The organism is Neorhizobium vignae, from assembly GCF_000732195.1.
Classification (GTDB): Bacteria; Pseudomonadota; Alphaproteobacteria; order Rhizobiales; family Rhizobiaceae; genus Neorhizobium; species Neorhizobium vignae.
This window is the reverse complement of record NZ_JNNU01000005.1, coordinates 344,683-358,934: the sequence shown is the minus strand read 5'-3', so window position 1 is coordinate 358,934 and position 14,252 is coordinate 344,683. Positions and strand designations below refer to the sequence as shown.

General features: G+C 62.5%; 13 protein-coding genes. 2 read left to right on the top strand and 11 right to left on the bottom strand.

Translation table 11 applies throughout. The features are described 5' to 3' along the window. Positions 1-19: 19 nt before the first annotated feature. From GQ59_RS32335 to GQ59_RS10880, 5 genes are all read right to left on the bottom strand, one after another. A complete protein-coding gene (locus GQ59_RS32335; RefSeq protein WP_156376349.1) occupies positions 20-172 on the bottom strand; it encodes a hypothetical protein in 153 nt (50 codons plus the stop codon). 25 nt (positions 173-197) lie between these two features. Continuing rightward, the gene (locus GQ59_RS10895; RefSeq protein WP_037080985.1) at positions 198-389 is read right to left on the bottom strand and encodes a hypothetical protein; all 192 of its coding nucleotides are present in this window, start codon (positions 387-389) and stop codon (positions 198-200) included. Positions 390-565: 176 nt separating this feature from the next. Then, positions 566-1,465, bottom strand: a complete 900-nt coding sequence (locus GQ59_RS10890; RefSeq protein ID WP_037080982.1) for a uracil-DNA glycosylase — start codon at positions 1,463-1,465, stop codon at positions 566-568. Positions 1,466-1,713: 248 nt separating this feature from the next. Then, positions 1,714-3,006, bottom strand: coding sequence for an Hsp70 family protein (locus GQ59_RS10885; protein ID WP_037080980.1), 1,293 nt, complete (start codon positions 3,004-3,006; stop codon positions 1,714-1,716). A gap of 588 nt (positions 3,007-3,594) precedes the next feature. Next, positions 3,595-4,482 carry a LysR family transcriptional regulator gene (locus tag GQ59_RS10880; RefSeq protein WP_037081171.1) on the bottom strand — a complete coding sequence of 296 codons (888 nt, stop codon included), beginning with the start codon at positions 4,480-4,482 and terminating at the stop codon, positions 3,595-3,597. Positions 4,483-4,586: 104 nt separating this feature from the next. Here GQ59_RS10880 and blaOXA point away from each other — a divergent pair, with 104 nt between their 5' ends. Continuing rightward, on the top strand, positions 4,587-5,411 hold the full coding sequence (gene blaOXA / locus GQ59_RS10875) for a class D beta-lactamase (protein WP_037080978.1): 825 nt from the start codon (positions 4,587-4,589) through the stop codon (positions 5,409-5,411). A 172-nt stretch (positions 5,412-5,583) separates the two neighbouring features. Here the strand turns inward: blaOXA and GQ59_RS10870 are convergent, their stop codons facing one another. The 6 genes from GQ59_RS10870 to GQ59_RS10845 all read right to left on the bottom strand — a co-directional run bounded on the left by GQ59_RS10870 (position 5,584) and on the right by GQ59_RS10845 (position 12,111). After that, the gene (locus GQ59_RS10870; RefSeq protein ID WP_152564294.1) at positions 5,584-5,898 is read right to left on the bottom strand and encodes a hypothetical protein; all 315 of its coding nucleotides are present in this window, start codon (positions 5,896-5,898) and stop codon (positions 5,584-5,586) included. Positions 5,899-5,972: 74 nt separating this feature from the next. Further along, entirely contained in the window at positions 5,973-9,098 is a 3,126-nt protein-coding gene (locus GQ59_RS10865; protein WP_037080976.1) for an efflux RND transporter permease subunit, read from the bottom strand. Continuing rightward, on the bottom strand, positions 9,095-10,333 hold the full coding sequence (locus tag GQ59_RS10860; protein ID WP_051903901.1) for an efflux RND transporter periplasmic adaptor subunit: 1,239 nt from the start codon (positions 10,331-10,333) through the stop codon (positions 9,095-9,097). The genes GQ59_RS10865 and GQ59_RS10860 overlap by 4 nt, the downstream gene beginning before the upstream one ends. A 200-nt stretch (positions 10,334-10,533) precedes the next feature. Next, complete coding sequence (locus GQ59_RS10855; protein WP_037080974.1) at positions 10,534-10,737, bottom strand: hypothetical protein; 204 nt, start codon at positions 10,735-10,737, stop codon at positions 10,534-10,536. A gap of 97 nt (positions 10,738-10,834) precedes the next feature. Then, entirely contained in the window at positions 10,835-11,194 is a 360-nt protein-coding gene (locus GQ59_RS10850) for a hypothetical protein (protein ID WP_037080972.1), read from the bottom strand. Between the two features lie 128 nt (positions 11,195-11,322). Then, on the bottom strand, positions 11,323-12,111 hold the full coding sequence (locus tag GQ59_RS10845) for an SDR family oxidoreductase (protein ID WP_037080970.1): 789 nt from the start codon (positions 12,109-12,111) through the stop codon (positions 11,323-11,325). 258 nt (positions 12,112-12,369) lie between these two features. On the opposite strand from GQ59_RS10845, the gene GQ59_RS10840 reads away from it, so the two are divergent. Then, entirely contained in the window at positions 12,370-14,046 is a 1,677-nt protein-coding gene (locus GQ59_RS10840; protein ID WP_037080969.1) for an electron transfer flavoprotein-ubiquinone oxidoreductase, read from the top strand. Positions 14,047-14,252 lie beyond the last annotated feature (206 nt).

The following is a 14,252-nucleotide window of genomic DNA, read 5'->3' as shown; positions in this document are numbered from 1 at the left end:
GGACTTGAGAACCGGATGCTTAAAGGGGGATGGCCGCGGAGACCGGGTTGGCCGCTTCGCTAGACGCACGGACAGCACCGGCGCGGCTGAATTCGCGCGAGGCGTTCACGGCAGCGCCGATGTGGGAAAAGTTCTCGCGCAGGGTGCGGATCGGGTGGAAAATGGCCGTCATGGCTGATGCTTCCTTGGTTGCGCGATCAACGTTCGCGGAAATCGGCGAACACCGAAGCAGGACGAGTGACGCCGACCGGACGCGCCATGGCGCAGGAGGTAAGCTGCTCGTTCGTCGCGGAGCCGAAATGGTGATAGCCCTTCGTCGAGCGCGGCGACAGGCCGGCGATGCGAAGAGTTTCGAAACCCGAATGGATCGGGCGGAAGCGGGTCGTCATTGGCCTTGGTTCCTTAAACCTAGAATTCCTCCCAAGACACAGGCCTAATATTGCAATGCAACATCGATTCTGCAATGCAGCAAAACGCTGCACTGCCATGCGCCGGTTGCATGGCATTCTTCATATTTCCGTAACCTTAAGCTAAATGCGGTCAAATATGCCTGAAATCCGGGCAATTAGTGCCCGGAAAAGCGCATTTTGAACATCATCAGATCCTGCCATGCCAGCGCCTTGTTGGCAGGTGCCGCCAGCAGTTCTTGCGGATGCAGCGTGGCGATCGCCGACACGGTCAGGCCGCCGAAGGAGAGATCGCGCCACTCGCCGCGCATCGAATGGATCGTACCGTTGCCGCCGAAGAAGAAGCGCGCCGGAAAGTTGCCGAGCAGCAGCAGCAATTTCGGTTCGGCGAGCGCCACCTGGCGCTCCAGGAACGGCCGGCAGATATCCATTTCCGCCTGCGACGGCATGCGGTTGCCCGGTGGCCGCCACGGGATGACATTGGTGAGCAGGACGCCGTCTCGGGCAAGGCCGATCGCGCCGAGCATGCGGTCGAGCAACTGCCCCTGCCGGCCGGCGAAGGGGACGCCGTCACGGTCGTCGTCGGCATTCGGCATCGGGCCGATCACCATGATGCCGGACGCGGGGTTGCCGCTCGCAAACACGGTGTTGCGCGCGCCGTTCTTCAGGTTGCAGCCGTTGAAGGCTTCGAGCGCTGTCTTCAGCTCGTCGAGCGAGCGGGCGCTTTCCGCCGCAAACCGCGCCGAGGCGACCGCCTGCTCGTCGGGCACCGATACGGGCGCGGAAGCAGGCGGCGGTGCGGCGGCGCGCGCCGTTGGCGCGGTGCGTTTCGGCGCTGATGTCGCGGTTCGGGACGCGGGGGCCGGCTCATTCTGGGCCGGTTGCTGCTGCCGGGCAGATGCCGGTGCTCTCGCCTCGGCCTGAGCCGCCTTCTGGGCCGCAAACTGGGCGAACCGGTCGACCGGCTCGTCCTCGACAAGCCACTCCACACCCGCATCCGCATAGAAATGCAGGAGGGCGGCGAGCTCGGGGGCGTCCATGTCTTTGGCGAGGTTCATCGGACTTACACTACAGCATGTGGCGCGGGAGAGGGAACCGGTTTCGGGCCGGAACGAGCGATGACATGTGGAAGGAGGCGGTGCGGCAGTTTCCCTATAATCTCCCCCCTCCTTGCGGGGGAGATGTCACCAGAGGTGACAGAGGGGGGTGGCGCCGCGAATTCAACTGTCGAAGAGTGTTCTGCGAGACCCCCCTCTGCCCTGCCGGGCATCTCCCCCACAAGGGGGGAGATCGGCTGGGCGCGCCCTCAAGCCGCCCATTGCGCGATGTTGTCGCTTTCGCCGATCAGCGCCAGACCGTGCGCGATCGACAGGAGTTCGCCGCCGGTCTCGATCTTGGACGCATCGAATCGCCGCGTGAAGATGCTCCGCACGGCCGGAACGAAGGATGTGCCGCCGGTCAGGAACACCTTGTCGATCTCGGCAGGCGCGGTACCGGTTTTTTCCAGCACCTCGTCGAGCGCGCCCTCGATGCGGCCGAGGTCTTCGGCGATCCAGGTTTCGAAATCGGAGCGCCTCACCATCTTGCGGCCGGCACGTCCAAGCGGCGCGAAATTGAACTCCGCTTCCTCGGCATGCGACAGCGCCATCTTGGTCGCCGAGATCGCCTGGTAGAGCGGGTACCCTTCGTCATGATCGACGAGATCGACGAACAGTTCGAGCTTTTCCGGCTCCAGTGCCGAGCGCACCAGCGATTTCAGGTCGGTGAATTCGCGCGTGGTCTTAAAGATCGACAGCTGGTTCCAGCGGCCGAAATTGACATAATAGCCGGCCGGCACATCAAGTACCTTGTCGAAACTCTTGAACTTGCTGCCCTTGCCGATTTCCGGCGACACCAGGTTGTCGATCATCCGGTAGTCGAAATGGTCGCCCGCAACGCCGACGCCCGAGTGGCCGATCGGGGTGGCGGTCAGCTTGCCGGCCTTGGTCTCGAAGCGGATCAGCGAATAGTCGGTCGTGCCGCCGCCGAAGTCGGCGACGAGAACGGTGGCATCGCTCTTCAGCGTCTGGGCGAAGTAATAGGCGGCCGCGACCGGTTCGTAGACATAGTGCATTTCCGGAAAGCCGAGCCGGGTTAGCGCCTCGTTGTAGCGTTCGGTCGCAAGCTTCGGATCCGGATTGGCGCCGGCGAAATGCACCGGCCGTCCGGCTATCACCCGCGACACGTCGGTCGGCCAGTTGTCCTCCGCGTAGATCTTCAGGCGCTTCAGGAAGATTTCCATCAGATCCTCGAAGACGTGCCGGCGGGCAAACACCAGCGTGCCCTGGAAGAGCGCGCTCGCCGCAAAGGTCTTGATCGACTGCAGGAAACGACAGTCGCCGGGATTGTCGATGAACTGACGGATCGCCGCCTGTCCCGCCTCGACCTTCAGCGCCTGCGCCCCCATCACCGGATCCTTCATGAAGGAGAGCGCCGTGCGCATCGAATCGCTCTCGCCGGCGCTGCTGGAAAAACGCATCGAATGCGTGGCGCTGCCACCATCCGCCAGTGCCAGAACCGTATTGGTCGTGCCGAAATCAAGCCCGAGCGCCCGTGCCATCGCCGTGCTCCTTTTATCCGTCGAAAATCATTGAACCGAAGCCGCGACCATGGGCTGGCGGGCTCCGAATGCGAAAAGGGCGCTGCTGGCGCCCCGGAATTTTTGAGAGGGCGCGTGATGGCACAAGGGCGCCGGGATGGCAAGGGGAGGAATGAGCGATGACCAAAACAGCAGACCCTAGATCAATATGCCGCTAGGAAATTTGTTAGTTGGGCAGCGCTTTGCGCGGTATGGTCGCTCTTTGGGGATTTGGAGTGTTACGTGGGCTACCGCGATGATGAACGCGAAAGGGCACTGCAGGACGTGCCACTTTATATACCCGACGCCGCAAACTGGCCTGAAGGCGTGCGTGTGGTCGGCTTAGAAGAACTTAACAACCTTGGTATCGATCGAGAGGGCGTCCTTCACTGGAATGGTCGCGTCATTACGATCGAAAAGCGATTTACGTTTTCGTTCTGGCAAAAGGTATCCGCTGCCGTAGTTACAGTGACTGCGGGACTGGTTTCCCTGAGCACAATTATTCAGGGCCTAGCGAGCTACAGCAGTTGGGCATGTACTGTAGGGTGGCCTGCGATTTGCCCTTAACTATCAGTTCAACTGCCTGCGCGTCTCCGAGGCCTGCTGCGCAAGCCAGTTGCGAAACATTTCCATGGCCTGTGTCCCGCTGCGGGACTTGAGCCGCGTCAGCCAGTAACTTCCCTTGGAAATATAGATTGGAAACGGCTGTTCGATCAAACCGGCGGCAAGCTGGCGGGAGAACATCAGGGGAGGGGCGAGCGCGACGCCGGCCCCCTGGATCGCCGCTTCGACCATCAGCACGGATGAATCGAAGACCAGGCCGCGGATCTGCGGCGGGGTGACTTGCGCCGCCTCGAACCAGCTCGGCCATTCGTCGGCGCGGTAGGAACGCAACAGCACCTGATGTGCGACGTCCTCCGGGGTCTTGATCTGCGTTGCGATCGCCGGAATGCAGAGGACGGACAGCGGCGCTTCGAACAGCGGCTCCGCCTCGATATCGTGCCAGGCGCCGTTGCCGAACTTGATCGTGTAGTCGAGCCCTTCGGCGGCGATGTCGACGCGGTTGTTGTTGGTGGAAAGCCTCAAGTCGATGAACGGGTATTTCTCGCGGAAGTCGGAAAGCCGCGGCAACAGCCATCCGACCGCAAGCGTCCCGACCGCACCGAGCTTCAGCACCTCGCGCACATGCCCGTCTTCGAAGCGCTCCAGCATGGCGGCCATCCGGTCGAAACTGTCCTGCAGCGCCGGCAGCAGCGCCAGGCCTTCCTCGGTGATCATCAGCCCGCGCGGCAGGCGGCGGAACAGGGTCACGCCGAGCCGCTGTTCGAGCAGCTTCACCTGATGGCTGACGGCGGCCTGGGTGACGCAGAGCTCGATCGACGCGCGGGTAAAGGAGAGATGCCGCGCGGCCGCCTCGAAGGCCCGCAGGGCGTTCAGCGGCAAATATGGTCGAACCATGGCCATGCCCTAATTTGATTCATGTCTGACCGCAGATATCATCGTTTGATTGGGGCTCACAAGCCGACCTAGAAAAGCCGCGTCACCCTATTTGGAGAACCACGATGGCTTTCAGAAATTCTTTTCTTCTGGCATTTTCTCTCGGAATTACCGCGACTTTTCTCGATTGCACCGCCGCCGGTGCTGCCGATCCGATCCGCTGCACCGTCATCATCGACGAGGAGAGCGGCGAAGCGCTCTACCGCCAGGGCACCTGTGATCAGGGCTTTTATCCCCAGTCGACCTTCAAACTGCCTTTGGCCATGATGGGCTACGATGCCGGCATTCTGACGGACGCCCAGAACCCGCGCTGGAAATACCAGGCGAAGTTCAAGGGCCCCGAGCGGGTGAAGAAGGATGTCGATCCGCTGATCTGGGAAAAGGAGTCGATCGTCTGGTATTCGCAGGAAATCACCCGCAAGCTCGGCAGCAAAGCCTTTGCGGACTACATCCAGCGCTTCGGTTACGGCAACCGCGATGTCTCCGGCGGCCCGGGCAATACCGACGGCCTGACCGAATCCTGGCTGATGTCGTCGCTGAAGATCTCCGCCGACGAGCAGGTGCGGTTCCTGCGCAGGTTCCTGAACGGCGGCCTGCCGATCTCCGAACACGCGGTCGACATGACGCTGGCGATCGTGCCGCATTTCGAGGCTGGCGACGGCTGGGACATCCAGGGCAAGACCGGATCCGGCTGGCTGCGCGACAAGGCCGGCAAGGCGGATCACGACCGCCCGCTCGGCTGGTTCGTCGGCTGGGCCATGAAGGACGAACGGCGCGTCATCTTCGCAAGGCTGCTGGTCGACACCAAGCGCTATCCGAACGACCCGATCAGCTTCGTGGTGCGGGATTCGTTGATCCGCGATTTCCCGAAACTGGCCGAACGCTTCTGATTCTTCGGCGCGTGGCCTGAAACTGAGAGCGGCCGGGCGACCCCCAAGCCCGACCGCCACAGCGCGTACGCAGTACTACGCTGCGCCACCTATAAGAAGCTTTAGTGCTGTCTAATGCAAACGGAGATCGGTATTCAGGTTATCGGTTAAGGTTACCCGCGGGAGTCCGGCATTATTGGCGACCAGCCTGCTGCAATGCCCGCTTGGTCTGTTTGTAGATAATGTAAAGCATGCCCCATGCCGCGACGATCATTCCGACAAAGGCAAAGGGTGCCAGAACAAAAAATTCCTTGCTCGGTGGCTCGTATTGAAGGTGGAAGGCATCGACATAGACGAAAATCGGCGCGAGGAGCACGAATAACAGGCTCGCCTTGTCCGATTTCGACGATGATCGCCACATGGCGCGAATAACCGTCTTGCGCGAAACTTGCTCCGATTTCTCCATCACCCCAACACATAACGTTTGTTTCAGAACGTTGGTTATCATGGGGAGGCTAATGTTCCATCTATTCGACCATTAGATTTTGCCCTGCCGTCACATGTTGGCGGCGGGCAGAGGCATCACTCCGCCGCAATTGCCGTCGGCACGTCGTCGTTGGCCTCATGCGGGTCCTCGGCTTTCCGGCGGCCCAGCCTTCCGAGGAAGCGGCCGAACCGGTCCATTTCCACGAAGATGACGGGTGTGATGAACAGCGTCAGCGCCTGGGAAACGATCAGCCCGCCGACGACAGCGATGCCGAGCGGCTGGCGAAGCTCGGAGGAGGCGCCTGTGCCGAGGGCGATCGGCAGCGCTCCGAGCAGGGCGCAGAAGGTCGTCATCATGATCGGCCGGAAGCGCCGCACGCAGGCCTCATGGATCGCGACGGCCGCCGTCTCTCCTTTCGAGCGCATCGTCTCCACCGCCACGTCGATCATCATGATCGCGTTCTTCTTGACGATGCCGATCAGCATCAGAAGCCCGATCAGCGCGATGATCGACAGGTCGAAGCCGAACAGTTTCAGCGCCAGCAACGCTCCGAAGGCCGCCGCCGGCAGGCCCGACAGGATGGTCAGCGGGTGGATGAAGCTCTCGTAGAGCACCCCGAGCACCACATAGATGGTCAGCACCGCGGCCAGAATCAGCAACGGCGTATTGCCCTGGCTCTGCCGAAAGATCTGCGCCGTGCCGCCATAGGAGGTGAACACGTCGTTCGGCATCTGCAGGTTCGCCTTGATCTGATCGATCGCAGCCGTCGCATCGGAGAGCGAGACGCCGGCCGGCAGGTTGAACGACACCGTCGTCGAGACCAGTTGGCCGGTCTGGTTGATGGTGACGGGCGCCGTCTGCCGCACGATCGTCGCGAAGTTCGAGAGCGGCACCAACGAGCCGTTCGAGGACATGACCCTGACACCCTGCAGCATCTGGTCGTTCCACTGCTGCGTATTGTCGAACTCGGTGATCACGTCGTAGCTGTCGCCGGTCGACTGGATTTCGGCCGCCGTATAGCCGCCGAATGCCATCTGCAGCGTCTTGCGCAGCTCGTCGTCGGTAATCCCGAACGAGGCGGCCTTTTCGGGATCGACCTTGATGTTGGCTTCGATCGCATCGTTCTGGGCGTCCGACGTGACGTCGGTGAAATGCGCCCGGTCGGCCCGCATCGCGGTCTGGATCTTGTCCGACCATTCGCCGGTCTGCGAGGCGTTCAGCGCCTGCACCACCAGCTGGTACTGGCTCGCCGTCGCGCGGCCGCCGAAGCGAAGGCTCTGCTGCGGGGTGATGAAGGTCTTCATGCCGGCAAACCTGGATGTCGCCTGTCTGAGCTCCCGCAGGGTCTGGTCGAGCGGCGGACGCTGGCCGCGGTCCTTCAATTCCACCCAGATCGTGCCGTTGTTGAGCGAGCTGCGGCCGTTGCTGCCGACGATCGAGGTGACGTGATTGACCGCCGGGTTCTGCTGCACGGCGGCCGCCACCTGCGCCTGCAGGTCGCGCATCGCCGGATAGGAAATGTCTTCCCGGGCGCGGGTGGAGATCGTCAGGCGGCCGATATCCTCCTGCGGGAAGAAGCTCGTCGGCAAGGTCTTGAACAGGTAGACCGAACCGCCGACCGAGGCGAGGAAGACGAGCAGGATGATGCCGCGGTTGCGGAGGCACCATCCGACCGAGCGGTCATATGCCTTCAGCGTGCGGGAGAAGCCGGCGTCGAAGATGCGCACGATCAGGCTGGGGCGGTGGTGCGCATCGGAAAGTTTCGACCCCAGCATCGGCGTCACCGTCAGCGAAACGACCGCCGAGGCGACGATGGCGAGCGCCACCACCATGCCGAACTCGTTGAATAGCCGCCCGACCACCCCGCCCATCAAGAGGATGGGAATGAACACGGCGATCAGCGACACCGACATGGAAATGATCGTGGAGCTGACTTCCGAAGCGCCGGTAAGCGCCGCCTGCATCACCGGCATGCCATCCTCGACATGCCGCATGATGTTTTCCAGCATGACGATTGCATCGTCCACCACCAGTCCGACCGAGAGCGTCAGCCCGAGCAGCGAGATGTTGTCGATGCTGTAGCCGAGAACATACATGGCGCCGAACGTGGTGATCAGCGACAGCGGTACGGCAAGCCCCGGCACGAGGGTAGCTGTGATCCGGCCGAGGAAGAGATAGATGACCAGCACGACAAGGCCGATCGTCAGCATCAGCGTGAACTGAACGTCCGATATCGAGGCGCGGATCGCGGTGGAAGAATCGTTCATGACGTTGATCGACACCGAGGCCGGCAGTTCGGCGGACAATCCCGGCAGTTTTGCGCGCACCGAATCGACGACATCGACCGTATTGGCATCCGGCTGGCGCTGGATCGCGAGGATGATCGATTGGTTGCCGTCGTACCAGCTTCCCGCGTCGAGGTTCTCGACGCTGTCCTGAACGTTGGCGACATCGCCGAGATGGACGGGCGCCCCGTTCGGGCTGGCGATCACCAGCGAGCGGAACTGGTCGGCATTGGTACGCTGGGTATCGGCATTGATGGTCAGCCGCTGGCTGTTGTTTTCGAGCGAACCGACCGGTGCCTGGCTGTTGGCGCTGGCGATCGCATTGGTGACGTTGTCGACGCCGAGGTTGCGGGCCTGCAGCTTGTTGGGATCGACCTCGACACGCACCGCATAGGTCTGGGCGCCGAAGATCGAGACTTCCGCAACGCCCGGAAGCGTCGAGAGAGAAGGGGAGAGCACATCCTCGGCGATCTCGTCGATATTGCTGCGCGGCATCGTGTCGCTGCGGATCGACAGGAGCAGGACCGGGGCGTCGGCCGGGTTGGTCTTGCGGTAGCTCGGCGGCGTCGTCATGTTGTCCGGCAGTTGCCGGGTCGCATGCGAGATCGCCGCCTGCACGTCGGCCGCCGCCGCATCGATATTGCGGTTGAGGTCGAACTGCAGCACGATCGAGGTATTGCCGAGCGAGTTCGTGGCGCTGATCTCGCTGATGCCGGGGATGGTCTCGAACTGCTTGACAAGAGGCGTCGAGACAGCCGTCGCCATGGTCTGCGGCGAGGCTCCGGTCAGTTGGGCCGAGACGTTGATGGTCGGAAAATCGACCTGCGGCAGGGCGGCGACGGGCAGGAGCTGGTAGCCGGCAAGGCCGGCGAGTACGGCGCCGATGGCAAGCAGCGTGGTGGCGACCGGGCGGCGGATGCAGAATTCGGGGATCATTGCGCTGCCCCCACTTCGATCGGCTGGTCATTGCGCTTGGCACCGGCCGTCTTCTGGCCATTGCCGAACTGCTCGACGACGGTCGCGCCATCGACGAGCTGCACCTGGCCCTCGACCACCACATGCGCCCCTTCGGTGAGCCCGCTGGCAATCGCCGTGTCCGGGCCGTTGGAACGTGCCAGCGTGACCGGCGTCACATGCACTCGTCTGTCGTCGCCGACCGCATAGACGAACGGGCTGTCGACGCCCGGGTTGACCGCCACTGTCGGCACCACGATGTCCTTGTCGTCGCTCCGGAAATGCACGGTGACGTTCAGCGATTGCCCCGGCCAGAGCGCTCCCGATGGATTGTCGAACCTGGCCTTGGCGAGGATCGTGCCCGAAGCAGGATCGACCGTGTTGTCGAAGAAGCTCAAGGTTCCCTTGGCCGCCGTGCCGCCGCCCTGCGGCACGGCATCGACCGTTACCGCATTCGCTGATGAAGCCTGCTTGAGCTGGCCGAGATAGGCCTCGGGAAGATGGAATTTCACATAGATCGGATCGTATTTGGCGATCGTCACCACCGCCGAGCCGGCGCTGAGATAGGCGCCGGTGCTGATGCCGATGTCGCCGAGCCTTCCGTCAAAGGGTGCGCGGATATCCGTATGGTCGATCTCGATCTGATCGGCCGCAATCGCCGCATTGTCGCTCTGCACCGTGGCGGCCGCGGTATCCTGCGCCGCCTTCGCCTGATCGACGGTCTGCTGGGTGCCGGCATTTCCGTGCAGCAGGTCGTTGGCGCGGGCAAGCGCGGTCTGTGCCTGGGTGAGTGTTGCCTGGTCGCGAACGAGAAGCGCCTTGTCCTTGTCGAGTGCGGCCTTGGCCGTGCGGTCGTCGAGCTTGGCGATCAGGTCGCCCGTCTTCACGTAAGCGCCGTCGGTTGCGGCGATGCTGACCACGATGCCGGGCTGCTGGGCGGCGATCGTCGTGTTCTCGTCCGCATCGGCAGCACCGGAGGCGGTGACGTCCATCGGCAGGGCGGTACGGATGGCGGCGACCGTCTTTACCGCCGGTGGCGGACCGCCTGTGCCGCGCCGGCGCTGCGCGCCCTGTTGCGCGCCTTGGGACTGGCTGTCGCCGGCATCGGCGGATGCCTGCTGGATGAAGGATGAAAGAAAGGGAAGCCGATCGCGGAACTCCCAGCCCGCAATGCCGGCAGCGACAAGAACGCCAGCAAAAATCCAGATCTTCTTCATGAGGTAACCGCTCGCCTATGGTTGCGCCAATGGTATCGCTCCATCGAACCGCCCCTATTGCGGCGCAAAAAAGACAGGTTTTACCCCACCGGCTCACGAACCGGTGAAACCGGATTAAAGGTTTGTAATGAAGGGCTTAGATGAACTTGAGTTAATCTTCTTCGCCTTTTGGCTGCGCAATGTGCGCGCGCCCACCGGAGCTAGCGGAGAAATCGCCGGGCGGCCCAGATGACGGAAAGGCCGACGATCGCGACGCCGGCGCCCCTCATGATCCAGGGCGTCTGGTTGATCATGAAACTGCTGGCGGGATAGGGGAAGGCGCCGGTCCCCTGGCCGACCCAGATGAGGCCGGTCGCGACCATCAGGATGCCGATCACCGTGAGTGCAAGTCGAAGGAATGTCATGGAAGAACTCCGAGGTAGGGACGGAGATCATAGGCTCGAGGCGAGCCTGTCGCGAGACGCATTTGCGTGATGTCGGATCGGCCCGAAGGGTTTCCGGTCAGACGTCTTCGTAATAGGTGGCGATGAGAGACCTGGGCGCCGGTTCCTCACCATCGGCCAGGAAGAAGCTGCCGGCGATGCGGCTTGCGGGCGACAGGCTGTCGAGGAGGTTGCGGACAACCACGTCATCCACGGCCTCCAGGCTTCGCGCATGCATGATCCCCGGCCGGCTGGAGATCGCCGAGGTTTCGGCAGCGTGGCGAGTTGCCGCTTCCCAGCTGCCGGCAAAGGTGCCCACCACATGTCCGGCCGCAAGCGTCGCCGAGATCGAGGCGGCAGCGGAGACCGGCGCATGAGGCGCGGAGGAGGGCGTACTGGGCGCGGGAGCCTCGGTCGCCCCCGAAACACTTTCGATCATGCCGGCGATCCTTTAATTTTGGGGGGCCGGCTTGCCTCTTACGACAGGCGAATTGAGATACCGCCAACAGCGGCATCCCAATTCGATTCAATGTTTAACGACCTGAGTTTGACGGACTTTCGCAAACCTCAGATCGAGCGCGACGCGCCGCCGTCGACCCGCAGCATCGTGCCGGTGACGTAGCTTGCCGGAACCGAGCAGAGGAAGGCGCCGGCGGCTGCGAATTCCTCGACCTTGCCGAGCCGACCGGCGGGAATGGTCTTCAGCGAGGCGGAGCGGATTTCCTCCACCGACTTGCCGGTGCGCTTGGCATTGGCGCCGTCAAGCTCGTCGATACGGTCGGTATGGATGCGGCCGGGAAGCAGCATGTTGCAGGTAATGCCGAAACCCGCCACTTCGGTGGCGATCGTCTTGTTCCAGCCGACCAGCGCCGAGCGCAGGGTGTTGGAAAGCGCCAGATTGGCGATCGGCTCGAAGACGCCGGAGGAGGCGACGGTCAGGATGCGGCCGAAACCCTGTTCCTTCATCTGCGGCAGCAGGGCGTTGGTGAGCGTGATGACGCGCAGCACCATGGACTGGAAGAAGATGTCGAGCTTGTCGGCGCTCATGTCTTCTGCCGTGCCCGGCGTCGGGCCGCCGGTATTGTTGACCAGGATGTCGATGCCGCCGAGCTTTTCCTTGACGGCGGTCTTCATCGCCTCGACGAAATTCTCCTCGGCAAGGTCGCCCCAGACCCAGTCGGCCTTTCCCTTGCCTTCGGCATTGATCGCCTTGCAATTGTCCGCCAGCCGCTCGCCGGAGCGGCCGACGAGGAGAACGTGGGCTCCCTCGCTCGCAAGCGCCTTGGCGATGCCGAGGCCAAGCCCGCGCGACGAGGCGAGCACGAGAGCGCGTTTGCCGTTGAGACCGAGATCCATGATGCTGTTCCTTCCCCAATTCCTGTGATCGGTTGTCGGGCCTTTATAGCAGCGACAGAGGGGCGCGAAAGGTCGATCTTGCTTTCTCCGGTTCGGTGCTTATAACTGACGTGCACGTAAACGTAATATGATAAAACCGAAACGCCATTTGCGCGAATGACAAGGCGGAGGACGTTTTCCCGCCTCGACAAGCCGGGGCGGTTTTGTCAAACAGGTTGCCTGAATAAAGCCGGAAGGGGCCGGCGAGCGGAGTTGGATATGAGCGAGCAAGAACTTCCTGCCCACGAATTGCCAGAGCGCGAGAGCATGGAATTCGACGTGGTGATCGTCGGCGCGGGTCCTGCGGGGCTTTCAGCCGCGATCCGCCTGAAACAGGTCAATCCGGACCTGACCGTTGTGGTGCTCGAAAAGGGTTCGGAAGTCGGGGCCCATATCCTCTCCGGAGCGGTTGTTGATCCCTCGGGCATCGATGCGCTACTGCCCGGCTGGCGCGAGGAGGCGGACCATCCGTTCAAGACCCCGGTCACCGCCGATCATTTCCTGTTCCTGGGGCCTGCCGGCTCGATCCGGCTTCCGAACTTCATGATGCCGCCGCTGATGAACAATCACGGCAACTATATCGTATCGCTCGGCAACGTCTGTCGCTGGCTGGCCGAAAAGGCCGAAGGGCTGGGTGTCGAGATCTATCCGGGCTTTGCCGCCACCGAAGTGCTCTACGACGAGAACGGCGCAGTCAAGGGCGTGGCGACCGGCGACATGGGCGTCGAGCGCAATGGCGAGCCCGGCCCGGCCTTTACGCGCGGCATGGAACTGCATGGCAAATACGTGCTGATCGGCGAGGGCGTGCGCGGTTCGCTCGCCAAGCAGCTGATTGCGAAATTCGATCTCTCGAGCGATCGCGAGCCCCAGAAATATGGCATCGGCCTGAAGGAGCTCTGGCAGGTCAAGCCGGAACATCACCGTCCTGGCCTGGTGCAGCACTCGTTCGGTTGGCCGCTCGGCATGTCCACCGGCGGCGGCTCGTTCCTCTATCACCTGGAGGACAATCTCGTCGCAGTCGGCTTCGTGGTGCATCTGAACTACAAGAACCCGTATCTCTATCCTTTCGAAGAATTCCAGCGCTTCAAGACCCACCCGGCGATCCGCAGCACTTTCGAGGGCGCCAAGCGCCTTTCCTACGGCGCCCGCGCCATCACCGAGGGCGGATACCAGTCGGTGCCGAAACTGACCTTCCCGGGCGGCGCGCTGATCGGTTGTTCCGCCGGCCTGGTCAACGTGCCGCGCGTCAAGGGCAGCCACAACGCCGTCCTGTCCGGCATTCTCGCCGCCGACAACATTGCGAGAGCGATCGAGGTCGGTCGTGCCAATGACGAGGTGATAGAGATCGAGAACCAGTGGCGGGCGACCCCGATCGGCACCGACCTCAAACGGGTGCGCAACGTCAAGCCGCTCTGGTCGAAGCTTGGTACGGGTTTGGGCATCGCGCTCGGCGGCCTCGACATGTGGACCAACCAGCTCCTCGGCTTCTCCTTCTTCGGCACGCTGAAACACGGCAAGACGGATGCAGCCTCGCTGGAGCCGGCCGCGCAGCATAAAAAGATCGACTATCCGAAGCCGGACGGCGTCTTGACCTTCGACCGCCTGTCCTCGGTCTTCCTGTCCAATACCAATCACGAGGAAGACCAGCCGGTCCATCTGCAGGTGAAGGACATGGACCTGCAGAAGCGCTCCGAGCTGGAAGTCTATGGCGGCCCCTCGACCCGCTACTGTCCGGCCGGCGTCTACGAATGGGTCGAGAAGAATGGCGAAGAGGTCTACGTGATCAACGCCCAGAACTGCGTCCACTGCAAGACCTGTGACATCAAGGACCCCAACCAGAACATCAACTGGGTCCCCCCACAGGGCGGCGAGGGGCCGGTCTATCCGAATATGTGAGGTTTGTGTTTATCGCGGGTGTTCGATCGAAAGCGAGGCCTCCACCATATCACTCCGGATTACCCTCCCAAGTGCCATCCGGGTTCCAGCGTCGGCGTGGCGGATCCTCCAGATTCGGCGCGCTGCCTCCAAGCATGATCAACTTCTGCGCTGCCTCGTGCTGGACGAGAAGCGTGAGGGCTTTTGATCACGTCGGAGGTATTTTT

What these genes read in the sequence shown, in the direction of transcription:
- GQ59_RS32335 (WP_156376349.1), bottom strand. Translation starts at nt 172, where the DNA reads ATGACGGCCATTTTCCACCCGATCCGCACCCTGCGCGAGAACTTTTCC.
- GQ59_RS10895 (WP_037080985.1), bottom strand. Translation starts at nt 389, where the DNA reads ATGACGACCCGCTTCCGCCCGATCCATTCGGGTTTCGAAACTCTTCGC.
- GQ59_RS10890 (WP_037080982.1), bottom strand. Translation starts at nt 1,465, where the DNA reads ATGAACCTCGCCAAAGACATGGACGCCCCCGAGCTCGCCGCCCTCCTG.
- GQ59_RS10885 (WP_037080980.1), bottom strand. Translation starts at nt 3,006, where the DNA reads ATGGCACGGGCGCTCGGGCTTGATTTCGGCACGACCAATACGGTTCTG.
- GQ59_RS10880 (WP_037081171.1), bottom strand. Translation starts at nt 4,482, where the DNA reads ATGGTTCGACCATATTTGCCGCTGAACGCCCTGCGGGCCTTCGAGGCG.
- blaOXA (WP_037080978.1), top strand. Translation starts at nt 4,587, where the DNA reads ATGGCTTTCAGAAATTCTTTTCTTCTGGCATTTTCTCTCGGAATTACC.
- GQ59_RS10870 (WP_152564294.1), bottom strand. Translation starts at nt 5,898, where the DNA reads ATGATAACCAACGTTCTGAAACAAACGTTATGTGTTGGGGTGATGGAG.
- GQ59_RS10865 (WP_037080976.1), bottom strand. Translation starts at nt 9,098, where the DNA reads ATGATCCCCGAATTCTGCATCCGCCGCCCGGTCGCCACCACGCTGCTT.
- GQ59_RS10860 (WP_051903901.1), bottom strand. Translation starts at nt 10,333, where the DNA reads ATGAAGAAGATCTGGATTTTTGCTGGCGTTCTTGTCGCTGCCGGCATT.
- GQ59_RS10855 (WP_037080974.1), bottom strand. Translation starts at nt 10,737, where the DNA reads ATGACATTCCTTCGACTTGCACTCACGGTGATCGGCATCCTGATGGTC.
- GQ59_RS10850 (WP_037080972.1), bottom strand. Translation starts at nt 11,194, where the DNA reads ATGATCGAAAGTGTTTCGGGGGCGACCGAGGCTCCCGCGCCCAGTACG.
- GQ59_RS10845 (WP_037080970.1), bottom strand. Translation starts at nt 12,111, where the DNA reads ATGGATCTCGGTCTCAACGGCAAACGCGCTCTCGTGCTCGCCTCGTCG.
- GQ59_RS10840 (WP_037080969.1), top strand. Translation starts at nt 12,370, where the DNA reads ATGAGCGAGCAAGAACTTCCTGCCCACGAATTGCCAGAGCGCGAGAGC.